Below are 20,191 nucleotides of genomic sequence, written 5' to 3'. Positions count from 1 at the left end.
CTATGTTTAATATTGTTTATATTATTACGCGTTCTGATGTACTGGGTGGTGCAAGTATACATTTGCTTGAGCTAGTAAAAGGTATGATGAGTCAAGGTCATCAGGTTCATATATTAGTAGGCGGAGTAGGCACTTTTACTGAAGAACTTAAAAAAAATCATATAAATTTTAGTTCATTGAAACACCTAAAAAGAGAAGTATCTTTAACACACGATGTACTCGGTTTTTGGGAAATTAAAAAGTACTTGAAACAACTTAATCCTGATATTGTGCATTGCCACTCTAGTAAAGCTGGTTTATTAGGTCGCTTAGCAGCTAAATCCTTAAACTTACCTGTAGTATTTACAGCTCATGGTTGGGCTTTTACAGACGGTGTGAGTCCTAAAAAACAAAAAATATATGCTACTTTAGAACGTTTTATGGCTAAACTTTCAGATCATATTATTACTGTTTCAGAATATGATCGATACCATGGATTTAAGTATCAGGTTGGAACACCAGAATTAGTTCAAACGATTCATAATGGTGTACCTGATATCAAAAATTTAGCAATTAAAAAAACTAATTTTAGAGTTAAGTTGATTATGGTTGCACGTTTTGAGGATCCCAAAGATCAATACTTTCTTATACGTGCTCTTTCAAAATTACCTAAACACTTAAACTGGCAAGTTGATTTTTTAGGTGATGGGCCAAATCTTGAAAAATGCCAAGAATTGGCTAAAAATGAAGAACTGGATTCAAAAATTATTTTTCATGGACAAAGTTTTAAAGTCAAAGAGTTTTTGAATCAGGCTGATATTTTCATATTAATTTCAAATTATGAAGGCTTTCCTTTAACTATACTGGAGGCCATGAGTGCATCTCTACCTATTATTTCCTCTGATGTAGGTGGTGTAAATGAAAGTGTGAGTTCTGAAAATGGATATCTTATTCCCAAAGGAAATATAGATATTTTAGTTCAATCGCTTACAGAACTTATTATGAATAAGAACTTGCGTCAACAATTAGGTTCAAACAGTCGATACCTATATGAAACTAAATTTAGTTTTAATACGATGCTGCATAAAACATTGGATGTCTATACTCAAGTATTATCAAAGCGGTCTTTAAAATAATGAGAGTTTTAATCACAGGTGCAGCAGGATTTGTAGGTACAGCTCTGACTGAACGGGTGAGTAGTGTGTATGACGCGATTGCTTTAGTCCGCACTCAGAATCATGTACTTTCTGCAAATATCCAACAACTTGTTGCTGCTAATATTTTTGCAGCAGACTTACCTGAAAATATAGACGTCATTATTCATTTAGCAGGTCGTGCTCATATTCTAAATGATCAAACCACAGACCCATTAACTGAGTTTCGCAAAGTCAATGTTGAGGGCACTTTGCAACTGGCGCGCCAGGCTTTAGAAAAAAAAGTAAAGCGCTTTATATTTATGAGTTCTATCGGTGTAAATGGTTCAGTGACGCTGCAGCAACCATTTACAGAAGATGCTTTACCACAACCTCATGCAGATTATGCGGTTTCTAAACTCGAAGCCGAACATGAACTTAAAAAACTATTTGCGGGAACAGCCACAGAATTAGTTATTATTCGTCCACCCTTAGTTTATGCTGCTCATGCACCAGGTAACTTTGCTCGGTTACTCAAACTAGTTGCGAGCAATTTACCTTTACCTTTTGCAGGCACAAACAATAAACGCACCTTTGTCGCACTAGAAAACTTGGTAGACTTTATTCAAACCTGTATTGAACATCCAAATGCAGCCAATCAAACCTTTTTAGTGGCAGATCAAACCAGTATTTCGATACGTGAGTTGGTGCAATATTTAAAACAGGGCATCGGAAAAAAAGCATATTTTATTTATATTCCACAGCCTCTTATGAAACTAGGGGCTGCATGTATTGGCAAATCCAAACTCTATGAACAGTTGTTTGAGTCACTTGAAGTTGATACGACCAAAGCTCAGAAGTTGTTGGGTTGGACAGCGCCATTGAGTACCCAGCAAGCGATGCTGCAAGCGGGTCAAAATTATTTAAAAATGAAAGAGTAATTTACGCATGTCAATTTTTGCGCTGAGCATCGTATTTTTTATAATGACATTATTATTCACAGGCTACATGCGAGCTTACGCTCTCAAGAAAAATATAATAGACAACCCCAATGAACGTAGTTCGCATAATGTACCTACGCCACGTGGAGGTGGTGTTGCAGTGGTGTGTAGCTACTTATTGGCACTGGCGGTGTTAATCTATAGCCAACAATTGACACTACATATTGGCTTAACTCTTATGGCAGCGGGTTTTGTCATCGCTTTACTTGGTTTTTTAGATGACCATGGACATATTAACTCCATGCTGCGTTTAGCCGTACATTTCTTGGTAGCCATTGGCGTGGTGATCAGCTTGGGTGGCTTTAGCGAAGTTACAGCTTTTAATGGTCTGCAACTTGGCTTTATTGCAAATATCATTGCAGTATTATTTTTGGTGTGGTTGCTGAATCTGTACAACTTTATGGATGGGATTAATGGCATTGCCAGTGTCGAAGCAATTACCACTGTTGTTAGTATGGCCATTTTGTATTATGTACTGAATACAACATTAAACTCAGACATACTCTGGTTATTGGCAGCCTGTGTATTTGGCTTTTTACTGTGGAACTTTCCCAAGGCTAAAATTTTCATGGGCGATGCCTGTAGCGGATTTCTCGGCCTCACTTTGGGTATTTTGGCGCTCATCGCCCTCAAAGAAAACTTGGCACTATTTTGTGCGTGGATCATTTGCTTAGGTGTGTTTGTGGTCGATGCGACTTATACCCTCATAAAACGCGTATTGAGCGGTTATAAAATGTATGATGCGCATCGAAGCCATAGCTATCAAATTTTATCGCGTAAATGCGGGAGTCATACCCCCGTGACGTTGGCAGTTGCCGCAATTAATCTATTGTGGTTATTTCCTATCGCTTATATGACGGTTACACAAGCATGGGCGTACCCTGAGTTGGCAGTACTGATTGCCTATGTACCATTGTTAATTGTGGCTATAAAATTCAAGGCAGGTCATCCAGATGCTTAATAAACCCAGCTTGTTAATTTTAGGTGCAGGGGGTTACGGTTTGGCCGTTGCAGAAGCTGCAGAACTGAGTGGACAATGGCAAGAGATTATGTTTGCCGATGACCGTTGGCCTGCAACACAGCATGTGGCGGAATATAATATTGTGACAAATATTGCCAATTTAAATCAATTGCAGAATACGCAGCTTCAAGCGATTGTGGCAGTAGGCAGTAATACATTACGGCAGCAATGGCAACAGACCTTACGAGCCTTGGGTATAGAATTGACTTCGGTGATTCATCCTAAAACAGTTGTGAGTCCAACAGCTGATATCGGTCTAGGGGTGAGTGTGATGGCAGGGTGTATCATTAGTCGTAAAACTGTGATCAATGATGGTGTAATATTGAATATTGGTACATTATTAGATCATGACGTGGTCATTGAAGAATTTGCTCATTTAAGCGTGGGGGTAAAAGTCGCAGGTGGTCAAACTATCGCCGCACATTCATTTTTAGAGGTTGGAACCTGTATTCTGCATTAAAGTAATACGGTGTTTTAAAATTCAAATATTAATAATTGTATATTTATGAAATCCATTATCGAACCTGCTGTTGAATCCCCCCGCCTAGTCAAACTTGCATTTTTAATGGTGCTGGACTTTTGTGTATTTCCTGTATTGCTGTGGCTATGTTATGCCATCCGCCAGTTTGATTTGGGGGCAGAAGTTGTACCCAATTTGGCTTTTGGTTCGGTATGGGTGAGTGTGATTGCAGTTATATCGCTGTTTATTTTTGGGGTGTATCGCTTTATTGTGCGCACCTACAGCGAACTGTTTATGGTCAAATTGGGGCTAGGCACCTCTTTGACTGTGGCTGGGTTGTATGCTTTGGCTTACTTTACCGATGCCTTTATTCCCACCTCTATTCCGCTCATGTTCGGATTTCTCATGTTCGCATGGGTTTGGTTTAGCCGTGGCTTTATTCGCTTTATCGTGCGTTCTTATTTACAAGCCGATGTACAAAAAAAACGTGTGGCGATTTATGGCGCAGGCAATGCAGGACAGCAAATTGCAGCAGCACTATACAATTCCGATGAACACTTACCCGTGTTGTTTATTGATGATGATCCGTCACTCACTGGGCAGCAGTTGGGACGTTTAAGAGTTTATGACGCAGACAGCGCATTAAAATTTCTGGCTAAAAAAAATGTCGATGAAATTTTGATTGCACTGCCTTCTGTAGGACGGATGCGTAAAAGTGAGATCGTCAAATTCTTAGAGCCTGCACATATTAAAATTACCGAAATTCCAGGACTGACCAAACTGGTCGATGGTGAAATTCGCGTATCGGATATTCAGGAAGTCGATATTATTGACTTGCTTGGGCGTGATCCTGTGCCGCCTGTACCCGAACTGTTGGCTAAAAATATTCAAAACAAAATGGTCTTGGTCACAGGCGCGGGTGGTTCCATTGGTTCTGAACTGTGTCGCCAAATTGTTAAAAATAAACCCAAAGCATTGGTGATTTATGAATTGACCGAATTTGCTTTGTATAGCATTGACAAAGAACTACGCTTAAACAGTGATGTCACGATTATCCCGATTTTAGGTTCAGTGTTGGATCAGGCCAAACTGGAACGAGTGATGGAGCAGTATAGGGTTCAAACCGTGTACCATGCGGCTGCTTACAAACACGTGCCCTTGGTAGAATGTAACCCTTTGGCAGGTTTGAAAAACAACGCCATTGGTACGGCATTTAGCTTAAATGCAGCGGTCAAAACAGGTGTGGAAACCTTTGTACTCATTTCTACCGATAAAGCCGTGCGTCCAACCAATGTCATGGGGGCGTCTAAACGTATGGCAGAATTGTATTGTCAGGCGATGGCAGAAGCGCAAGATCAGACCCAAATCAGCATTGTCCGTTTTGGGAATGTTTTGGGTTCATCGGGTTCGGTGGTGCCGTTGTTTAAACAGCAAATTGCCAAAGGTGGGCCTATTACCGTGACTCATCCTGAAGTCACCCGTTACTTTATGACCATTCCAGAAGCCTCGCAATTGGTGATTCAGGCGGGTGCTTTAGGTCAGGGGGGCGATGTATTCCTGTTGGATATGGGGGAACCTGTACGCATTCAGGACTTGGCTCGTCAAATGATCGCACTGAGTGGTTTAAAAGTACGAGAAACAGGCAGTCAGGAAGGGGATATTGAAATTCAATATTCAGGCTTACGCCCAGGCGAAAAACTTTACGAAGAATTGTTGATTGATGCCGATAATACCGAAGTGACCCAGCACAGTCGTATTTTACGTTCTTATGAAAAAATGTATCCGTTGGATGAATTGCTGATGGTGTTTGAGCGTATGCATGACTTAACCGCAATTCAAAGTGATATCGACTGGGCTTTAGCACAGCTTGAACACTATGTGGATGGTTATGTCCGTGGTACAGAAATTAAGGTGAACTAAATTTCAAAAACTAAGTTGAAGTAAGTCAGTTCAACTTGTTGATGAGTAAAATTTAACTAAAAAATTTGTGTGAAATTAGGTATCTAAGATGATTAAAAAAGCCATTTTACCCGTTGCTGGTTTAGGCACCCGCTTTTTACCTGCCAGTAAATCTATCCCTAAAGAAATGGTGACCGTGGTCGATCGTCCTGCGATTGAATATGTAGTGCGCGAGGCAGTTGCAGCAGGGATTGAGCAAATTATTTTGGTGACCCATTCCTCTAAAGCCTCCATTGAAAACTACTTTGACCGTAACTTTGAGCTAGAAACCACTTTGGAACAAAAACAAAAAATGGATTTGCTCAAAGAAATTACCGAAATTTTACCTGCCCATGTCAGTGTCGTGAGTGTACGTCAGCCACAACCTTTAGGTTTAGGGCATGCGGTTTTATGTGCTAAATCTGTAGTGGGCAATGACGCCTTTGCAGTGCTGTTACCCGATGTATTGGTTAAAGATGATGCGGCACAAAATGACTTGGCGCGTATGATTCAGCGTTTTGAGCAAAGCCATGCCGCACAGATTATGGTCGAAGCAGTACCAGATCATCTGGTTGATCAATACGGTATTGTCGATGTAGCCACAGCACCTGCTGAAGGTGAAAGTACCGTGATGCAGGGCATTGTCGAAAAACCTGCAGTAGGCATGGCACCTTCTAATTTATCGGTGGTGGGGCGTTACGTTTTGCCTGCAGAAATTATGATTTTGCTCGAAAACACCCCTAAAGGGGCGGGTAATGAAATTCAATTGACTGATGCGATTGCCATGTTGCAACAAAATAGTGTGGTGGAAGCTTACCGTATGCAAGGTCAGACTTTTGACTGTGGCAGCAAGTTGGGTTATTTAAAAGCAGTGTTGCATTATGGCGTCGATCATCCAAAATTAGGCGATGATTTTAAAGCCTTGATTCAAGAGTTAAAGATTGAATCTTAAAGGTGATTAAGGGGGGAAAGATTAGAAAATCTCTCCTAGCCTCCCTTCTTACGCAAGAATTTAAAGCAGTGCTTAAATTCTTGCTCAGGGAGGAACATCCCATTACAAAGCCCTTGCTTGTGCGAACCTCCCCCTTTTCAAAGGGGGATTGAGGGGGATTAAAAAAAGGAGAGCCAAATATGGTGAAAACTTCCAATGTTGAAAATCTCTCCCAACCTCTCTTTAAAAAAGAGAGGGGTGCTCATTATAAAATTGATTTTATATGCGAAAATTTAAAGCAGTGCTTAAATTCTTGCTCATGGTGGAACATCCATTATAAAGCCTTTGCTAGTGTGAACTTCCCCATTTTCAAAGGGGGATTGAGGGGGATTAAAAGACCTGAAAAGTTAATTTATATATGATGTAGGAAAGGATGAAATGTAAAAATCTTTCCTAATCTCTCTTGAATCAAGAGAGTAACCCCATGAAATAAACAGCATCAACCAATACATAGGAACACATTTTGAAAGTCGCAGTCTTTGGTAAAACCCTCTATGCAGGCGTGATGTCTGCACTCTTGGCAGAATGTGGGCATCAAGTCTATTGGTGCGATATCTTTCAAGACGCAGCCCATCCACTCGAACAGCAACATCTCAGCTTTCAAGACCAAGCCTTGAGTCTGTTATTACAACAACAATGCAGCAAAGGCTTTTTACACTATTGTGATTTTGCTGCATTACCTTTAGATGTGGATGTGTATCTACTCAGTTTGAACCCGACTGAAGAAGCTCACGCCTTAACCGTTTTGGGGCAGTTGCAACAACGTCCGATCATTCACCCTAAATTGATGATCAATGCCTCGACTTTGGGTTTAAATGGTACACAGCGCCTGCAAAAAATCTTGCCACAAGATGACTGGATGTATTTGCCCGACATGATTCAAGAGGGCAATGCCATTCAAAGTATGACCCGCGCACAGCAACTCACGGTGGGTTGTGAAAATGAACGTGCGCAAGTCAAACTCAAAGAATTACTTCGCCCCTTATTTCCACGTGCACAGCAATACCTGTTTATGCCCGTGTTGGATGCAGAATTTACCAAACTAAGTATTTCAGGCATGTTGGCAACCCGTATCAGTTATATCAATGACTTGGCGGTGGTGGCAGAAAAACTCGGGATTGATATTGAGCATGTACGTCAAGGCATGGCGGCAGATAGCCGTATTGGTGCATCATATATGTATCCTGGTGCGGGGTTTGGTGGTGAAAACTTTAGTCATGATATTTTGACCCTTGCCAGTACCGTATCCACCACAGGGGTGAAAAGTCAGCTGTTGGCGCAGGTCTGGGACATTAATGAACAACAAAAAGAACTCTTGTTTAGAAAGCTTTGGAATTATTATCAGGGCGATTTAAACGGTAAAACCGTGGCGATTTGGGGCGCGGCTTTTAAAGAAAATACTGCACGGGTGCAACATTCTCCCATTCATGTGATGTTGCCTGCGTTGTGGGCGCAGGGTGTGACGGTCAAATTGCATGACCCACAAGCATTGCCTGAAATTGTGGCACAGTATGGTCAGCGTGATGATCTAATTTTATGTACAGACCAATATCAAGCCGTCGAAGGTGTATCGGCATTGTGTGTGCTGACCGCGTGGAAACAATATTGGAGTTTGGATTATCCGACTTTGTTGCAGCAGATGCAGCATCCGCTGATTTTGGATGGTCGTAATATTTATGATCCTGAATTTGTGAAAGCACAAGGTTTTGCCTATATGGGAGTCGGTCGCTAATGATTCGTAGCACAATGCCACAGACGCAAAGCTCGATCTCTCCAAATGACAATGCCTTGTCGCAGTTAAAACAATTGCAGCAGCAGTTTCAGCAGCTGCATTTAAATCAGCTGTTTGCTCAAGATCCGCAGCGTTTTCAGCGTTTCTCGGTGGCTTTGGACAGTGTGCTGTTTGACTATAGCAAGCATCGGATTGATGCCAAGGTGTTGCAGACCCTGGTTCAGTTTGCACAGCAGAGTCAGCTTGCTGAGTGGATTCAACGTTTATTTTCAACGGCAACAGGCTCAGAGAAAATCAACTATACCGAACAGCGCGATGCGATGCATTGGGCCTTGCGTTTGCCTGCGACTAGCACAGCAGCAAGCGCTTCCGAACAGACCGATGCCTACGCTGCATTGACTGAGCAAGTGCATACCCAGCTTGAGCGTATGTATGCCTTGGTGGAAAAAATCCATGCAGGCCAATACCGTGGTGCCACGGGTGAAGTGATTCAGAATGTGGTCAATATTGGTGTGGGTGGCTCAGATTTAGGCCCGTTGATGGTGACTCAAGCCTTATCTGATTTTAAAGTGGCGACAGAAAAACCACTGAATGTACATTTTGTGTCCACCATGGATGGCAGCCAGTTATCTGAATTGCTGCATCGTCTGCGTCCTGAAACTACTTTATTTATTATTTCGTCCAAGTCTTTTGGCACTATTGATACCTTATCCAATGCACAAACGGTGAAACAATGGCTAGAAAAGGCCTTGGGCACACACACGCAAATTCTGAAACATCACTTTATTGGGGTATCCACCAAAGCCGATAAAATGACCGCTTGGGGCATTTGCTCTGACAATCAGCTCTTGCTTTGGGATTGGGTGGGTGGTCGCTATTCGTTATGGTCGTGTATTGGCTTACCGATTGCCCTGACCATTGGCGTTGCGGGTTTTCAGCGGTTTTTAGCAGGTGCACATGCGGTTGATCAGCATTTTCAAAATGCTGCATTTGATCAGAACATCCCAGTGCTGATGGGCTTGCTGGGGGTGTGGAATAATAATTTCCTAAATATTCAGACTCATGCGGTCTTGCCTTATGATGGACGTTTAAAATACTTCGCTTCGTATTTACAGCAATTAGAAATGGAATCGAATGGCAAGTCGATTCAGCGTAATGGCGAGGCGGTGAGCGTCGATACTTGCCCGATTGTTTGGGGTGAGGTCGGGCCGAATGCCCAGCATGCATTCTATCAATTGTTGCATCAAGGCACGCATGCGGTCAGCTGTGATTTTATTGCCCCTGTGCAGCGTTATAATGCCAATCAATTTACCTATGCGGAAAATGCTGAGGCTTTGGTAGAGCAGCATCATTTGGCCTTGTCCAACTGTTTGGCACAATCGCGGCTTTTGGCCTTTGGCAATCAGGCCTTAGATCAGCATGAATTAGATGGCTTAGCGGCGTATAAGCAGTACAGTGGTAATCAGCCAAGTAGCAGTATTTTATTGCAAGAACTCAATCCGTATAGTTTGGGCATGTTGATTGCTTTGTATGAACACAAAGTCTTTGTACAATCGGTGCTGTGGAATATCAATCCCTTTGACCAATGGGGCGTAGAAAAAGGCAAGGAAATTGCCAATCAGCTCTTGCCGATTTTAAATGGGCAGCAACAGGATTTATCGGCACTCGATGCATCGACCCAAGGTTTATTAAAAATTTTATTAGGAAAAATAGATGGCTAATGTTTTAGTAACAGGCGGTGCCGGCTATATCGGTTCACATACCTGTGTCGAGTTGCTGAATGCAGGGCACAGCGTGGTGGTGCTAGATAATTTATCTAATAGCTCGGCCGAGTCATTGGCGCGGGTGCAACAATTGACAGCTAAACCCCTGCATTTTATTCAGGGCGATATCCGTGATGCTGCAGCTTTAGATAACGTATTTGCTGAACATGCAATTGATGCAGTGATTCATTTCGCAGGACTCAAAGCAGTGGGGGAAAGTCAGCAAATTCCACTGGCTTATTTTGAGCATAATATTGCCGGATCTATCAGTCTGGCGCAGGCGATGCAACGCGCAGGGGTGTTTAAACTGGTCTTTAGCTCGTCTGCAACAGTGTATGATGAAGCCAATACCTCTCCTTTAAATGAAGAAATGCCCACCGGGATGCCAAGCAACAATTATGGCTATACCAAACTGATTATTGAACAGTTATTGGAAAAACTGGCGATTGCTGATGAGCGCTGGTCAATTGCCTTATTGCGCTATTTTAACCCGGTCGGTGCGCATAAAAGTGGCCAGATTGGTGAAGATCCGCAAGGGATTCCAAACAACCTGATGCCTTATGTGACCCAAGTGGCTGTCGGTCGTCGTGAAAAACTTTCAATCTTTGGCAGTGATTATGATACCGTCGATGGCACAGGCGTCCGCGATTATATCCATGTGGTGGACTTGGCCAATGCACACTTATGTGCACTGAATAACCGTTTAAATGCACAGGGCTGTCGCGCCTGGAATATTGGAACTGGAAACGGGATTTCCGTGTTGCAGGTGAAAAATACCTTTGAACAGGTCAATGGGGTAGAGATTCCATTTGAACTGGCACCGCGTCGGGCGGGCGATGTAGCGACTTCTTTTGCAGACAATCGGCGTGCTATTGCCGAGTTAGGCTGGCAACCGCAGTATGGTCTGGAAGATATGCTGGCCGATAGCTGGAACTGGCAAAAACAGAATCCAAAAGGATATAAATAGAATGAATTATATTTATGCTGTAATATGTCATAAATTGACAGAACCATTAATTTTTACTATACACACTCTCTTAAAAAGTCCTTTGAGCATAATAATTTTACATATAGACAATAAGACTCCAAATAATGAAGTGATTCGGATTAAAAAAAAATTAGGTAACCATCCAAACTTATTGTATGTCCCAGAGAAAAAACGTATAGATGTCCGATGGGGGGGAGTAAGTCAAATTGAAGTTATGCTTTTGCTGTTAAGATTAGCCCAAAGATATAATTATAAGTATTTTTCTTTAATCTCTGGTGATGATATCCCTCTCTCTTCGAATAAATCACGTGAGAGTTTTTTAAATATAGCATATTCTAATAGAATTGAATTTATTGGCTATAACCCAGTTCATAATGCTCAACAACGTTTAGCTATAAAATATCCTTCGTACTTTTATAATAAAGATCATTCTATTATGGGGAAATTATGTCGAAAAATATTTATTTTATATGCAAAATATTTTAGGACATTGGATATCTCTCATTTACCTACTTTATATAAGGGCTCACAATGGTTCACCTTAACACATGAGGCTGTAGATTATATTTTAGATTATGTTGAAAAGAATCCTAAATATTTGAATTCATTTAAATACTCTTTGTGTGGTGATGAGGTTTTTTTCCAGACAATAATTTTTAATTCACTATTTCGCTATAAGGTTTATAATATAGAAAATAATATTCCTGATTGCGAAAGAGGAATGCGTTATATAGATTGGGTCAGTGGCCCAAGTTTTCCAAGAGAATTAGATAATTCAGATTTTATTAAAATGAAGCAATCAGAAATGCTATTTGCACGAAAAGTAAAGTCAAATATAGATCAAAAAGAATTTGAATTTTTTTTATTATAAATAGAAAGAGTCCTTTAAAGGACTCTTTCTATTGGCTTTGTTGCACAAAGATTTCATAACTATATGATTTTAAAGGTTTTGATTATTTTTTGATCCAAAATTAAATTTATTTAAATCAGATGCTTACATATTTATGCAACAAAGCCCTTTCTATTTATAATATTAAGTCTCAATCAATAGAGTTAGCTCATTTATATAGTCCTGCATTGCTTTTGGTTGCTGGTCACGGCGGCTTTCAATATTCAAGCGCAATAACGGTTCGGTATTGGAGGCACGTACATTAAAACGCCATGCGCCAAAATCCAGACTTACGCCATCAGTCTGGTCAATGGCTGGATTTAGGCTAGCATAATGCTCAAAAATCTTTTGAATGGTGGCTTGGGTATCCGCCACTTTAAAATTAATTTCGCCTGAACAGGGGAACTTGGCAATCATCTCTTCCACCAGACTCGATAAGGATTGACCGGTTTCAGACAGCACCGCAATCGCCAGTAACCATGGAATCATGCCGCTATCACAATATGCAAAGTCACGGAAATAGTGGTGTGCACTCATTTCACCGCCGTAAACAGCATTGTGTTCACGCATTACATCTTTAATAAAGGCATGCCCAGATTTAGATTGAATCGCTTCACCCTGATATTGAGCGACCACATCAAAGGTATTCCAGACTAAACGTGGGTCATGCACAATTTTTTCGCCTGCTTGTTTGAGCAAAAACGCCTGTGCCAATAAGCCAACAATATAATAGCCTTCAATAAACTGGCCTTTTTCATCGAACAAGAAACAGCGATCAAAGTCACCATCCCACGCAATGCCCATGTCGGCTTGATACTCTAATACGGCATTGCGGGTACTATCACGGTTTTCCACTAAAATTGGATTGGGGATACCATTGGGGAAGGTGCCATCGGCATCATTATGAATTTTGACAAACTCAACAGGGATATTCAGGGCTTTAAATTTTTGCTCAATTGCATCGACCACATGTCCTGCAGCGCCATTGCCTGCATTCATGACCAGTTTCATTGGGCGAATTTTGCTAGGCTCGATATAAGTCATTAAATGGTCAATAAATTGAGGCAAAATATTGTAGCTTTGAGTGCTACCTTTGTGCTCAACTGGGGTAAATTCGCCCGATTCTGCCAAAGCCTGAATGTCTTTTAGGCCGGTATCGGCACTAATCGGACGTGCATTTTCACGTACCAGTTTCATGCCGTTGTAGTCCATGGGGTTATGGCTGGCAGTCACTTCAATGCCACCTTGCACGTCTAAATGAAAAGCTGCGAAATAGACTTCTTCTGTGCCTGTCATGCCCAAATCTAGTACATTGACCCCTGCATCATTTAAACCACGAATGGTGGCTTGCTTTAAGCCTTCGCTGCTAAGGCGAATATCGCAGCCAATCGCAACGGTTTTGGGTTGGTAAATTTGTCCGTAAGCACGACCAATTTTATAGGCAATCTCTTCATTGAGTTCTGTGCCCAATTTTCCGCGAATGTCATAGGCTTTAAAACAGGTTAATGTGCTCATGTATTGTCCTGAATATTTGGAAAAATAGTATTGCTGCCTATGATAATCGAACTATGTGCAATGTGCTGTACAGAATAGAAGATGAATTGCTTGAAGATGTTTCAGATCAAAGACTATGGATGAGAAAAGATGTGGTGATGGGCAAGGGTGTTTTTTCTTGAGTAAGAAGTTGGTTAAAATACGGCTCAGACTTATGTGTTCGATATGATTGAAGATGGAATTACAGAAAAGTACTTTAGAGCCAGAGCAGAAACTTTCTGCGCCACAGAAAAAATTTCAGAAATTATGCCAAAAAATTGAGCAGGAACAGCTACGTTTGAATGAATGGCAGACCGCACAAGCCGATATTCAGGCACGTGCCAGCCGTGAAATTTTACCGACTTATGCGCAATTGCGTGAAGTTATATTTCAGCAAATTCAACAATTGCTTCAGCAAAAACAACAAAAAGTGACGGCAGCCCAGCAAACTAAGCTGGATCAAAAAATTGAGCAACTCAGTTTACAACTTTTGGATTCGCAGCAGATGTCTACCGAACAAGTTCAGTTTTTAACAGAATTGCTGAACAGTTATGGGCATCATATTGAATTGCTAGACACAGATGATGTGGATTTAAGATCTGAAGCTAAAACAGCAACAGAGTCAGAAGACGAAAATGTTGAACAATGTGAACAAAATAGTTTTGAACATGATGAGTCTGAACAAGAGCGCTTGGCACAGCTCAAGCTAGAAAGTTTGAAGCATTTTCTTTGTGAAGAATATGACCTAGATCTAGATTTTTTTGATTTTCAGCATGATCCATTAGATTTAGATGACTTTATAAAAAAATTTGAACAAAAAATGCAAGAACAAGAGGAGCTGGATTTTTTAAGTCAGTTGAGTAGTGCGCAAAAAGCTTTTGCCGAACAGCAAATTGCCCGTGAAAAAGCCAAAGCAGCAAAAAAACAGCAACAGCGTGAAGAAGCAAAGAAACTGGCAAATCAATCCATCAAAACGATTTACTTAAAAATTACAGCGTGGATTCACCCAGATCGTGAGCAAGATGAGCAGAAAAAACAAGAAAAAACCGTATTGATGCAGCAAGCCAATCAGGCTTATGAAGCCAATGATTTATTGACATTGTTAAATTTGCAAATTCAGTTGGGTCAGCAGCATAATTTGTCTTTCGCCAATCAACAATTAAAAGCGTATAACCTGCTTTTAGAAGAACAGTTAGAAACTTTGCAAATGCAAGTAGATGACATTATTTACTCTTTTAATTGGAGTCAGTTTTTATATTCTAACCGTAAAATTAAAGTGCAGGATTTGTATCGAAAATATGAGCAAGACTATCGACATGTTCAACAAAAATTAGCTCGAGCGCAAGAGATACTGGAAAAATATCAAGACCTTAAACAATTAAAGCAATTGATGCGCAGTCAATATGTGTGGGAAATGCATGCTGTGATGATGTAGACATATTGAGGTTTGGCTTTGAATGTTTATGCAAAAAGTAGTCTTTATTTACAATATTCCTTTTGAGTGAATCCAAGTTATGCTCAGGTTGGGCCGTTCGGCTACTATTCTGAAATGACACCTTTGTCCGTTATAATTGTATAAACATTTTTAGTGTCTGGTAATTATGTCCTCATTGATCAATTTTCTATCTCGCTTTAGTACAGCAACTCTTCAGCGCAGTCTTAGCTATGCTAAACGCATTGATAGGGAAACGATTGAGTTCTTTGAGGAAAAAGACGGGGTTACGATGTATGCCCAAATTGAAGGGACAGATTATTACGATACTGCAATTACCTATAATCCCCAAAAAGACCGTTTAATCGATGACGACTGCACTTGTCCGGTTGGATATAACTGTAAACATGCTGCTGCTTTAGCGCGGTTATTCTTTCAGGAATATCGCCAGGAATTTCAGCAGCGTTATGCTGACTCTCAATCCCCGCAGGGAATCGCAAAACGCCTACGGGGGGATGATCAGGCACAGCGCTGGTTGAATGATTTTAAACGGTATTTACAACAGACTGAACCAGAGCAATCTGTCAAAACAAACAATTATTTAATTTACCTGTTAGATCAGTCTGTCAGCTTAAAGAAATTGACAGTTGATGTTCAGAAGGCCAGACGCAATAAAAACGGCTCAATTGCGGGGGAAAGTTATTATACCCAATATGAAAATATCACCAGAAAGCATCTGACTTTACCTGAACAAAAACGACAATTATTTAACCAGATTTATTATTATGCCAAAATAAACAGTGACGAACGTTTTTATCAAAGCAATCTTGATATCTCCGGAATTTTATTGGAGCATTTCAAATCTTTTATTCAAAGTGGCGATGTGTACTGGCAAAAAAAGAGCCATGCTGCACTTCAATGGTCAGAACAAGGCTACAACATCGAATTTAGATGGGAACAAGGGGCTAAACAACAGACTGAGCATTTAAATATTGAATTGGTCAATGGTGATATTCGACTCGATTTAAAATCAAATCCTCATATTCAGATTCTCGCGAGCCAGCCACCGTGTTATGTGGATATTCAACAGAACACGGTGGGCCAGTTATATGGTGAATATACGGCAAATCTTCTGTACCATTTTTTACAGATGCCTGATCTTCCATCTATGCTCTTGCCAGAGTTTGAGAAACTGACTCATCAATATTCAGACGTGAAAAATCTGCCTCAGCCCGAGTCTATTCAGCATATTGATGTCCTTGAGGGTAGTCCCCAGCCAATTTTACGCTTCGGTGTTTTAGATAAATTTGATTGGAAATGGGAAGAGTCTGTTTGTGCTGAAATTGAATTCTCCTATGCAGGCGGGCGAATTAAAGCAGGTACATCAGGTGACAGTTTCATTGGTGAGCAGCATGACAAAATGGTGCGACAGCTTCGGGACTTAGTTCAGGAACAACAGTCAATCCAGCGTTTACAGCTATTGGTCGAATCACTGAAGTGGGTGAAAGATCTTAGTTATGACCAGCAATTAAAACTGGATAAACAACGTCTCGATTCTATGGTTTTTGCTTTCTATGGAGACTGGATCAAACAGCTGATGCCCATCAATCAAATTGAGTTGATGGGCTGGCAGATAGAGCATCTGGAAAACAGCCCCTTTAACCTGCAATATGTTGAAAATTTAAATATTTCTATCACTGAATCTGAAGGCCAGCAGGACTGGTTCAATATCGGGGCGACGGTTCAAGACAGTGCAGGCAATTCTTATAATTTACTTGATGCGCTCGTAGCTTTGGTGCGAGTAAATCCTGATTTACTTGATCCGCGGACTTTTATTCATCTGCATGACAGTCAAATTTTCACCGTGAAAACTGCAGTTGATCAACCTGATTTGGCGCTATCCGCTAGGGATATTAAGCCGGTATTATTGCATCTGCAGAGCATTTTACAGCAAGAAGAGCGCAGTATTGATCGCTATGATGCGAGTCAATTATTAGAATTGCAGCATAATCTTGGGATGACATGGCAGGTCAGTGATCGCCTGCAGAAATTTGTACATAAATTCAAACAAGGCTATCAGCAACAACTGCCGACACCACAAGGTTTTCAGGGGGAGTTGCGTCTATACCAGCAGCAGGGCTTAGGCTGGTTACAGTTTTTAAGGGAAACCCAGCATGGCGGGATTCTGGCAGATGATATGGGCTTGGGGAAAACAGCACAAACTTTAGCCCATTTACTCATGGAAAAGCAGGCTGGATATTTGCAGGATAGTCCCGCCTTAATTGTTGCACCCACATCGCTGATGCATAACTGGTTCAAAGAAGCGGAGAAATTTACCCCAGAGCTCAAGGTATTGCTGCTACAGGGGCCCGATCGCCATCAGTATTTTGAGCAGATTCCGCACTATGATATTGTGTTAACCACCTATCCGCTTCTGGCGAGAGATGAAGAGCAACTAAAGCAATATGAATATCATCAACTCATTTTGGATGAGGCGCAGAATATCAAAAATCCGCGCGCCAAAGCTGCACAGGTAGTACGGCAATTAACAGCGCGACATCGTCTATGTCTAACCGGTACACCTATGGAAAATCATTTGGGTGAGCTGTGGGCACTATTTTATTTCCTGATGCCAGGATTTTTATATTCACAAGAAATCTTTAATAAAAAGTACCGCTATCCTATTGAAAAACGCGGTGATCAGCAGTTAAGGCAAAAGTTGGTAAACCGCATTAAACCCTTTATTTTACGTCGCTTGAAAACTGACGTTGCCAAGGAATTGCCTGAAAAAACCACGATTGAAGTCAATATTGACATGAATGACCAGCAATCCAAGTTATATGAGGCTGTTCGTGCCACGATGCAGGCAAGCATTCAGAAAATTGTGGCAGAAAAAGGCTTTAAACGTAGTCAAATTCAAATTTTAGATGCCTTACTGAAGCTACGTCAGGTGTGCTGCCATCCTAGCTTACTAAAGCTGGATTCAGTGAAAATTGGGCAGGCGCATTCTGCCAAACTTGAACAGTTGATGGATATGGTCGTTCCAATGGTGGAAGAGGGGCGAAAAATTCTTATCTTCTCTCAGTTTACCTCAATGTTGGAACTGATTGAACAACAGTTCCATCACGCAGAAATTGGCTATGTGAAGCTGACTGGAAAGACCAAAAAGCGAGATGAAGTCATTACAGCGTTTCAGTCTGGACAAGTGCCGGTATTTTTAATCAGTCTGAAAGCAGGAGGGGTCGGTTTGAATCTAACTGCCGCAGATACGGTCATTCACTATGATCCATGGTGGAACCCTGCTGCTGAAGATCAAGCTTCAGATCGTGCATGGCGGATTGGACAGGACAAGCCGGTATTTGTCTATAAGCTGATTACTAATAAAAGCATAGAAGAAAAAATTCTTGCCTTACAGCAAAATAAAGCAGAACTGGCACACTCTATTCTAAGTACAGATCATGAAGGCGAAGCGAAACTGACGGAAAATGACGTGATGAACTTGTTTGAGAAATTTTAGTTTGGTTTCAGATTACCCTAATCATCTGTAAGTATCTGAAAGTCCGGATGCAATTTTTTCCAATGTTCTCTTAATTTTTCTTTATGAGCAGGAATCATAGGTAAGTCTAGTAATAGCACTGGCCATACTGACCGTGCTTTGTCCATGATCGCGTGAAGTTGTTTTTCAATAACACGCCATGGAACACCGACTTTTTCAGCCCATTCTTCAAAGTGTTTCATCTCAGCTAAATACCAATCTTTATTTTTGGCAAGATTCAATGCGAAATGAAGCTCATTTTCAATATATACACTAGTCATCAATATATCGTATGCGGAAGATAATCTTGGTGTTCTTTTGTCCTGATAAATCATACTCCAGTTTTTTAAGTGTGCATCTCCATTGGCGAGCAAAATGTTGACAAGTAAGCGGCTGGCAAATTGCTGAATATCAAGAATTTTGTTATCTGAAAATTGATAAATGATCTTTCCTATCTGCTCATAATTTGTGGTGCTGTATTTCTGCTGTGGATATGCACCGAAGATCTGAGCAAAGTCTTCGATGTGAATAAGCTCTGTAGTATCAGCAGTACTCTGTCTATCAAATCTTTTGATTGCAAAAGCATATTGCTCTTGGGGTAAATTTAATGGTGGAAGGTTTTGTAAGAGTGCCATATCCACCAAGCGAATCTCAGGGACATCTATTCCGACCATTTTGGCAAGGCTCATCATAGAATATTCATTTAGCGGAACAAAAGCATGCCTGGAAGAAGGAGTTTTGACAATCCAGTCCCCGAGTAGAGACGATTCCGTTGCCTGGACTAGTGTAAAACGCCCATCTTTGACTTTCATGGAAAACTTCATTTGGACGCCGGCCAAGGAAAACTTATTATCTGTTCGAATCTCTTGCTTTAAGATCTGATCTGGATTAGAGATCTGCAGTTTGAATTTTATTTCATCTGGAATTTCTTCTGGATCTAATGGAGTCGCAATGAGTGCTCCAGGTAAATCATGACCTAAAGCTGCCAATAACTGAAATTCATTGTCTATATGTACTTTGAGGCTTTGTGCTATGAGTTCGCGTAATGCACCTTCTGGTAGCAAGTTTGATAGCAAGGGATGTAAACGCTGATGTGTAACATAGGTCTTTTCTAAAATCTTATCCACTTGAGGATACAAGGGGGAAGTCAGCAGGCTCAAGGTCGGGCGTTGCTGATCAGAGCGGAAAGAATCTGTAAAAACCAGAATATTTTTTCCGCTCTGAAATCCTGCCAAGTATCCAACGACAGCGTGATGTAATGTTAATTTCAGGACGGCAACAGTATTCATGGTTCCTCTCCTCCGAGAAGACCTTTCCATGGGTTAGACATTAAGTCATCTTGATCTTCAATAGTGACTTTAATTTCATCATTCAATAATTGTCTAATCAAATGAACCTTATCATCTGGGATGAGCATCAGTTGAGCATTTAGTCCTGCCGCAATAATTTCTAAGGTATCTAATCGAGGATTGCCTTGACTTTCCAGTTTTTGGTACTGCTGTCTTGAAATGCCTGTACGTGATTGCATATCAACTTGCTTTAAACCCAATAGGGTTCGTCTTTTTTTGACTTGCTGTAGTAAAGACTTATTTAGTGTAGACATATTTATTGCTTTTTGGTGGTGTAAGAAGCATATTAGTTGCTTTTTTATTAAGAAGCAATGACAGAAATTATTAACAGGCTCCGCGGCATCAATATTTAGGATCTAGGCAAGCTGATCTTTTTTAACATAAGCCACTTAGTAGTAGCTAATACTATCTTTTGTTTTGGAGTTTTTTTTATCTTGTATGATTGAT

At 40.9% G+C, this 20,191-nt stretch carries 15 protein-coding genes; 12 read left to right on the top strand and 3 right to left on the bottom strand.

The window, feature by feature from the left end:
- Window positions 1-2: 2 nt before the first annotated feature.
- From FTU39_RS10130 to FTU39_RS10085, 10 genes are all read left to right on the top strand, one after another.
- Window positions 3-1,115 (top strand): glycosyltransferase family 4 protein, encoded by a 1,113-nt coding sequence (locus FTU39_RS10130; RefSeq protein ID WP_180052116.1) that lies wholly within the window; start codon window positions 3-5, stop codon window positions 1,113-1,115.
- Entirely contained in the window at window positions 1,115-2,053 is a 939-nt protein-coding gene (locus FTU39_RS10125) for an NAD-dependent epimerase/dehydratase family protein (RefSeq protein ID WP_180052115.1), read from the top strand. The genes FTU39_RS10130 and FTU39_RS10125 overlap by 1 nt, the downstream gene beginning before the upstream one ends.
- A gap of 7 nt (window positions 2,054-2,060) precedes the next feature.
- The gene (locus tag FTU39_RS10120) at window positions 2,061-3,074 is read left to right on the top strand and encodes a glycosyltransferase family 4 protein (protein WP_180052114.1); all 1,014 of its coding nucleotides are present in this window, start codon (window positions 2,061-2,063) and stop codon (window positions 3,072-3,074) included.
- Window positions 3,067-3,594 (top strand): acetyltransferase, encoded by a 528-nt coding sequence (locus tag FTU39_RS10115; protein ID WP_180052113.1) that lies wholly within the window; start codon window positions 3,067-3,069, stop codon window positions 3,592-3,594. The genes FTU39_RS10120 and FTU39_RS10115 overlap by 8 nt, the downstream gene beginning before the upstream one ends.
- A gap of 45 nt (window positions 3,595-3,639) precedes the next feature.
- A complete protein-coding gene (locus tag FTU39_RS10110; protein WP_180052112.1) occupies window positions 3,640-5,514 on the top strand; it encodes a nucleoside-diphosphate sugar epimerase/dehydratase in 1,875 nt (624 codons plus the stop codon).
- Window positions 5,515-5,602: 88 nt separating this feature from the next.
- Complete coding sequence (gene galU, locus FTU39_RS10105) at window positions 5,603-6,484, top strand: UTP--glucose-1-phosphate uridylyltransferase GalU (protein WP_180052111.1); 882 nt, start codon at window positions 5,603-5,605, stop codon at window positions 6,482-6,484.
- Between the two features lie 502 nt (window positions 6,485-6,986).
- A complete protein-coding gene (locus FTU39_RS10100; RefSeq protein WP_180052110.1) occupies window positions 6,987-8,255 on the top strand; it encodes a nucleotide sugar dehydrogenase in 1,269 nt (422 codons plus the stop codon).
- Window positions 8,255-9,976, top strand: coding sequence for a glucose-6-phosphate isomerase (pgi, locus tag FTU39_RS10095; RefSeq protein WP_373686610.1), 1,722 nt, complete (start codon window positions 8,255-8,257; stop codon window positions 9,974-9,976). Before FTU39_RS10100 ends, pgi begins: the two co-directional genes overlap by 1 nt.
- Window positions 9,969-10,985, top strand: coding sequence for a UDP-glucose 4-epimerase GalE (gene galE / locus FTU39_RS10090; protein WP_180052109.1), 1,017 nt, complete (start codon window positions 9,969-9,971; stop codon window positions 10,983-10,985). Before pgi ends, galE begins: the two co-directional genes overlap by 8 nt.
- 1 nt (window position 10,986) lies before the next feature.
- The gene (locus FTU39_RS10085; RefSeq protein ID WP_180052108.1) at window positions 10,987-11,877 is read left to right on the top strand and encodes a beta-1,6-N-acetylglucosaminyltransferase; all 891 of its coding nucleotides are present in this window, start codon (window positions 10,987-10,989) and stop codon (window positions 11,875-11,877) included.
- A 162-nt stretch (window positions 11,878-12,039) separates the two neighbouring features.
- Here the strand turns inward: FTU39_RS10085 and FTU39_RS10080 are convergent, their stop codons facing one another.
- Window positions 12,040-13,410: a phosphomannomutase CpsG gene (locus tag FTU39_RS10080; RefSeq protein WP_180052107.1), complete on the bottom strand. Its 1,371-nt coding sequence runs from the start codon at window positions 13,408-13,410 to the stop codon at window positions 12,040-12,042.
- Between the two features lie 214 nt (window positions 13,411-13,624).
- Between FTU39_RS10080 and FTU39_RS10075 the strand changes: the two genes are divergently transcribed.
- Window positions 13,625-14,863, top strand: coding sequence for a hypothetical protein (locus FTU39_RS10075; RefSeq protein WP_180052106.1), 1,239 nt, complete (start codon window positions 13,625-13,627; stop codon window positions 14,861-14,863).
- A gap of 166 nt (window positions 14,864-15,029) precedes the next feature.
- Window positions 15,030-18,377, top strand: coding sequence for a DEAD/DEAH box helicase (locus FTU39_RS10070; protein ID WP_180052105.1), 3,348 nt, complete (start codon window positions 15,030-15,032; stop codon window positions 18,375-18,377).
- 17 nt (window positions 18,378-18,394) lie between these two features.
- Here the strand turns inward: FTU39_RS10070 and FTU39_RS10065 are convergent, their stop codons facing one another.
- Window positions 18,395-19,684, bottom strand: coding sequence for a type II toxin-antitoxin system HipA family toxin (locus tag FTU39_RS10065; protein WP_180052104.1), 1,290 nt, complete (start codon window positions 19,682-19,684; stop codon window positions 18,395-18,397).
- On the bottom strand, window positions 19,681-19,998 hold the full coding sequence (locus tag FTU39_RS10060; RefSeq protein ID WP_004883943.1) for a helix-turn-helix domain-containing protein: 318 nt from the start codon (window positions 19,996-19,998) through the stop codon (window positions 19,681-19,683). Before FTU39_RS10060 ends, FTU39_RS10065 begins: the two co-directional genes overlap by 4 nt.
- Window positions 19,999-20,191: the final 193 nt, after the last annotated feature.

Origin of the sequence: Acinetobacter sp. YH12099 (assembly GCF_013419195.1) — a bacterium.
Taxonomy (GTDB): Bacteria; Pseudomonadota; Gammaproteobacteria; order Pseudomonadales; family Moraxellaceae; genus Acinetobacter; species Acinetobacter towneri.
The sequence above is the reverse complement of the archived record's forward strand: the minus strand, read 5'-3'. Positions and strand labels throughout refer to the sequence as shown.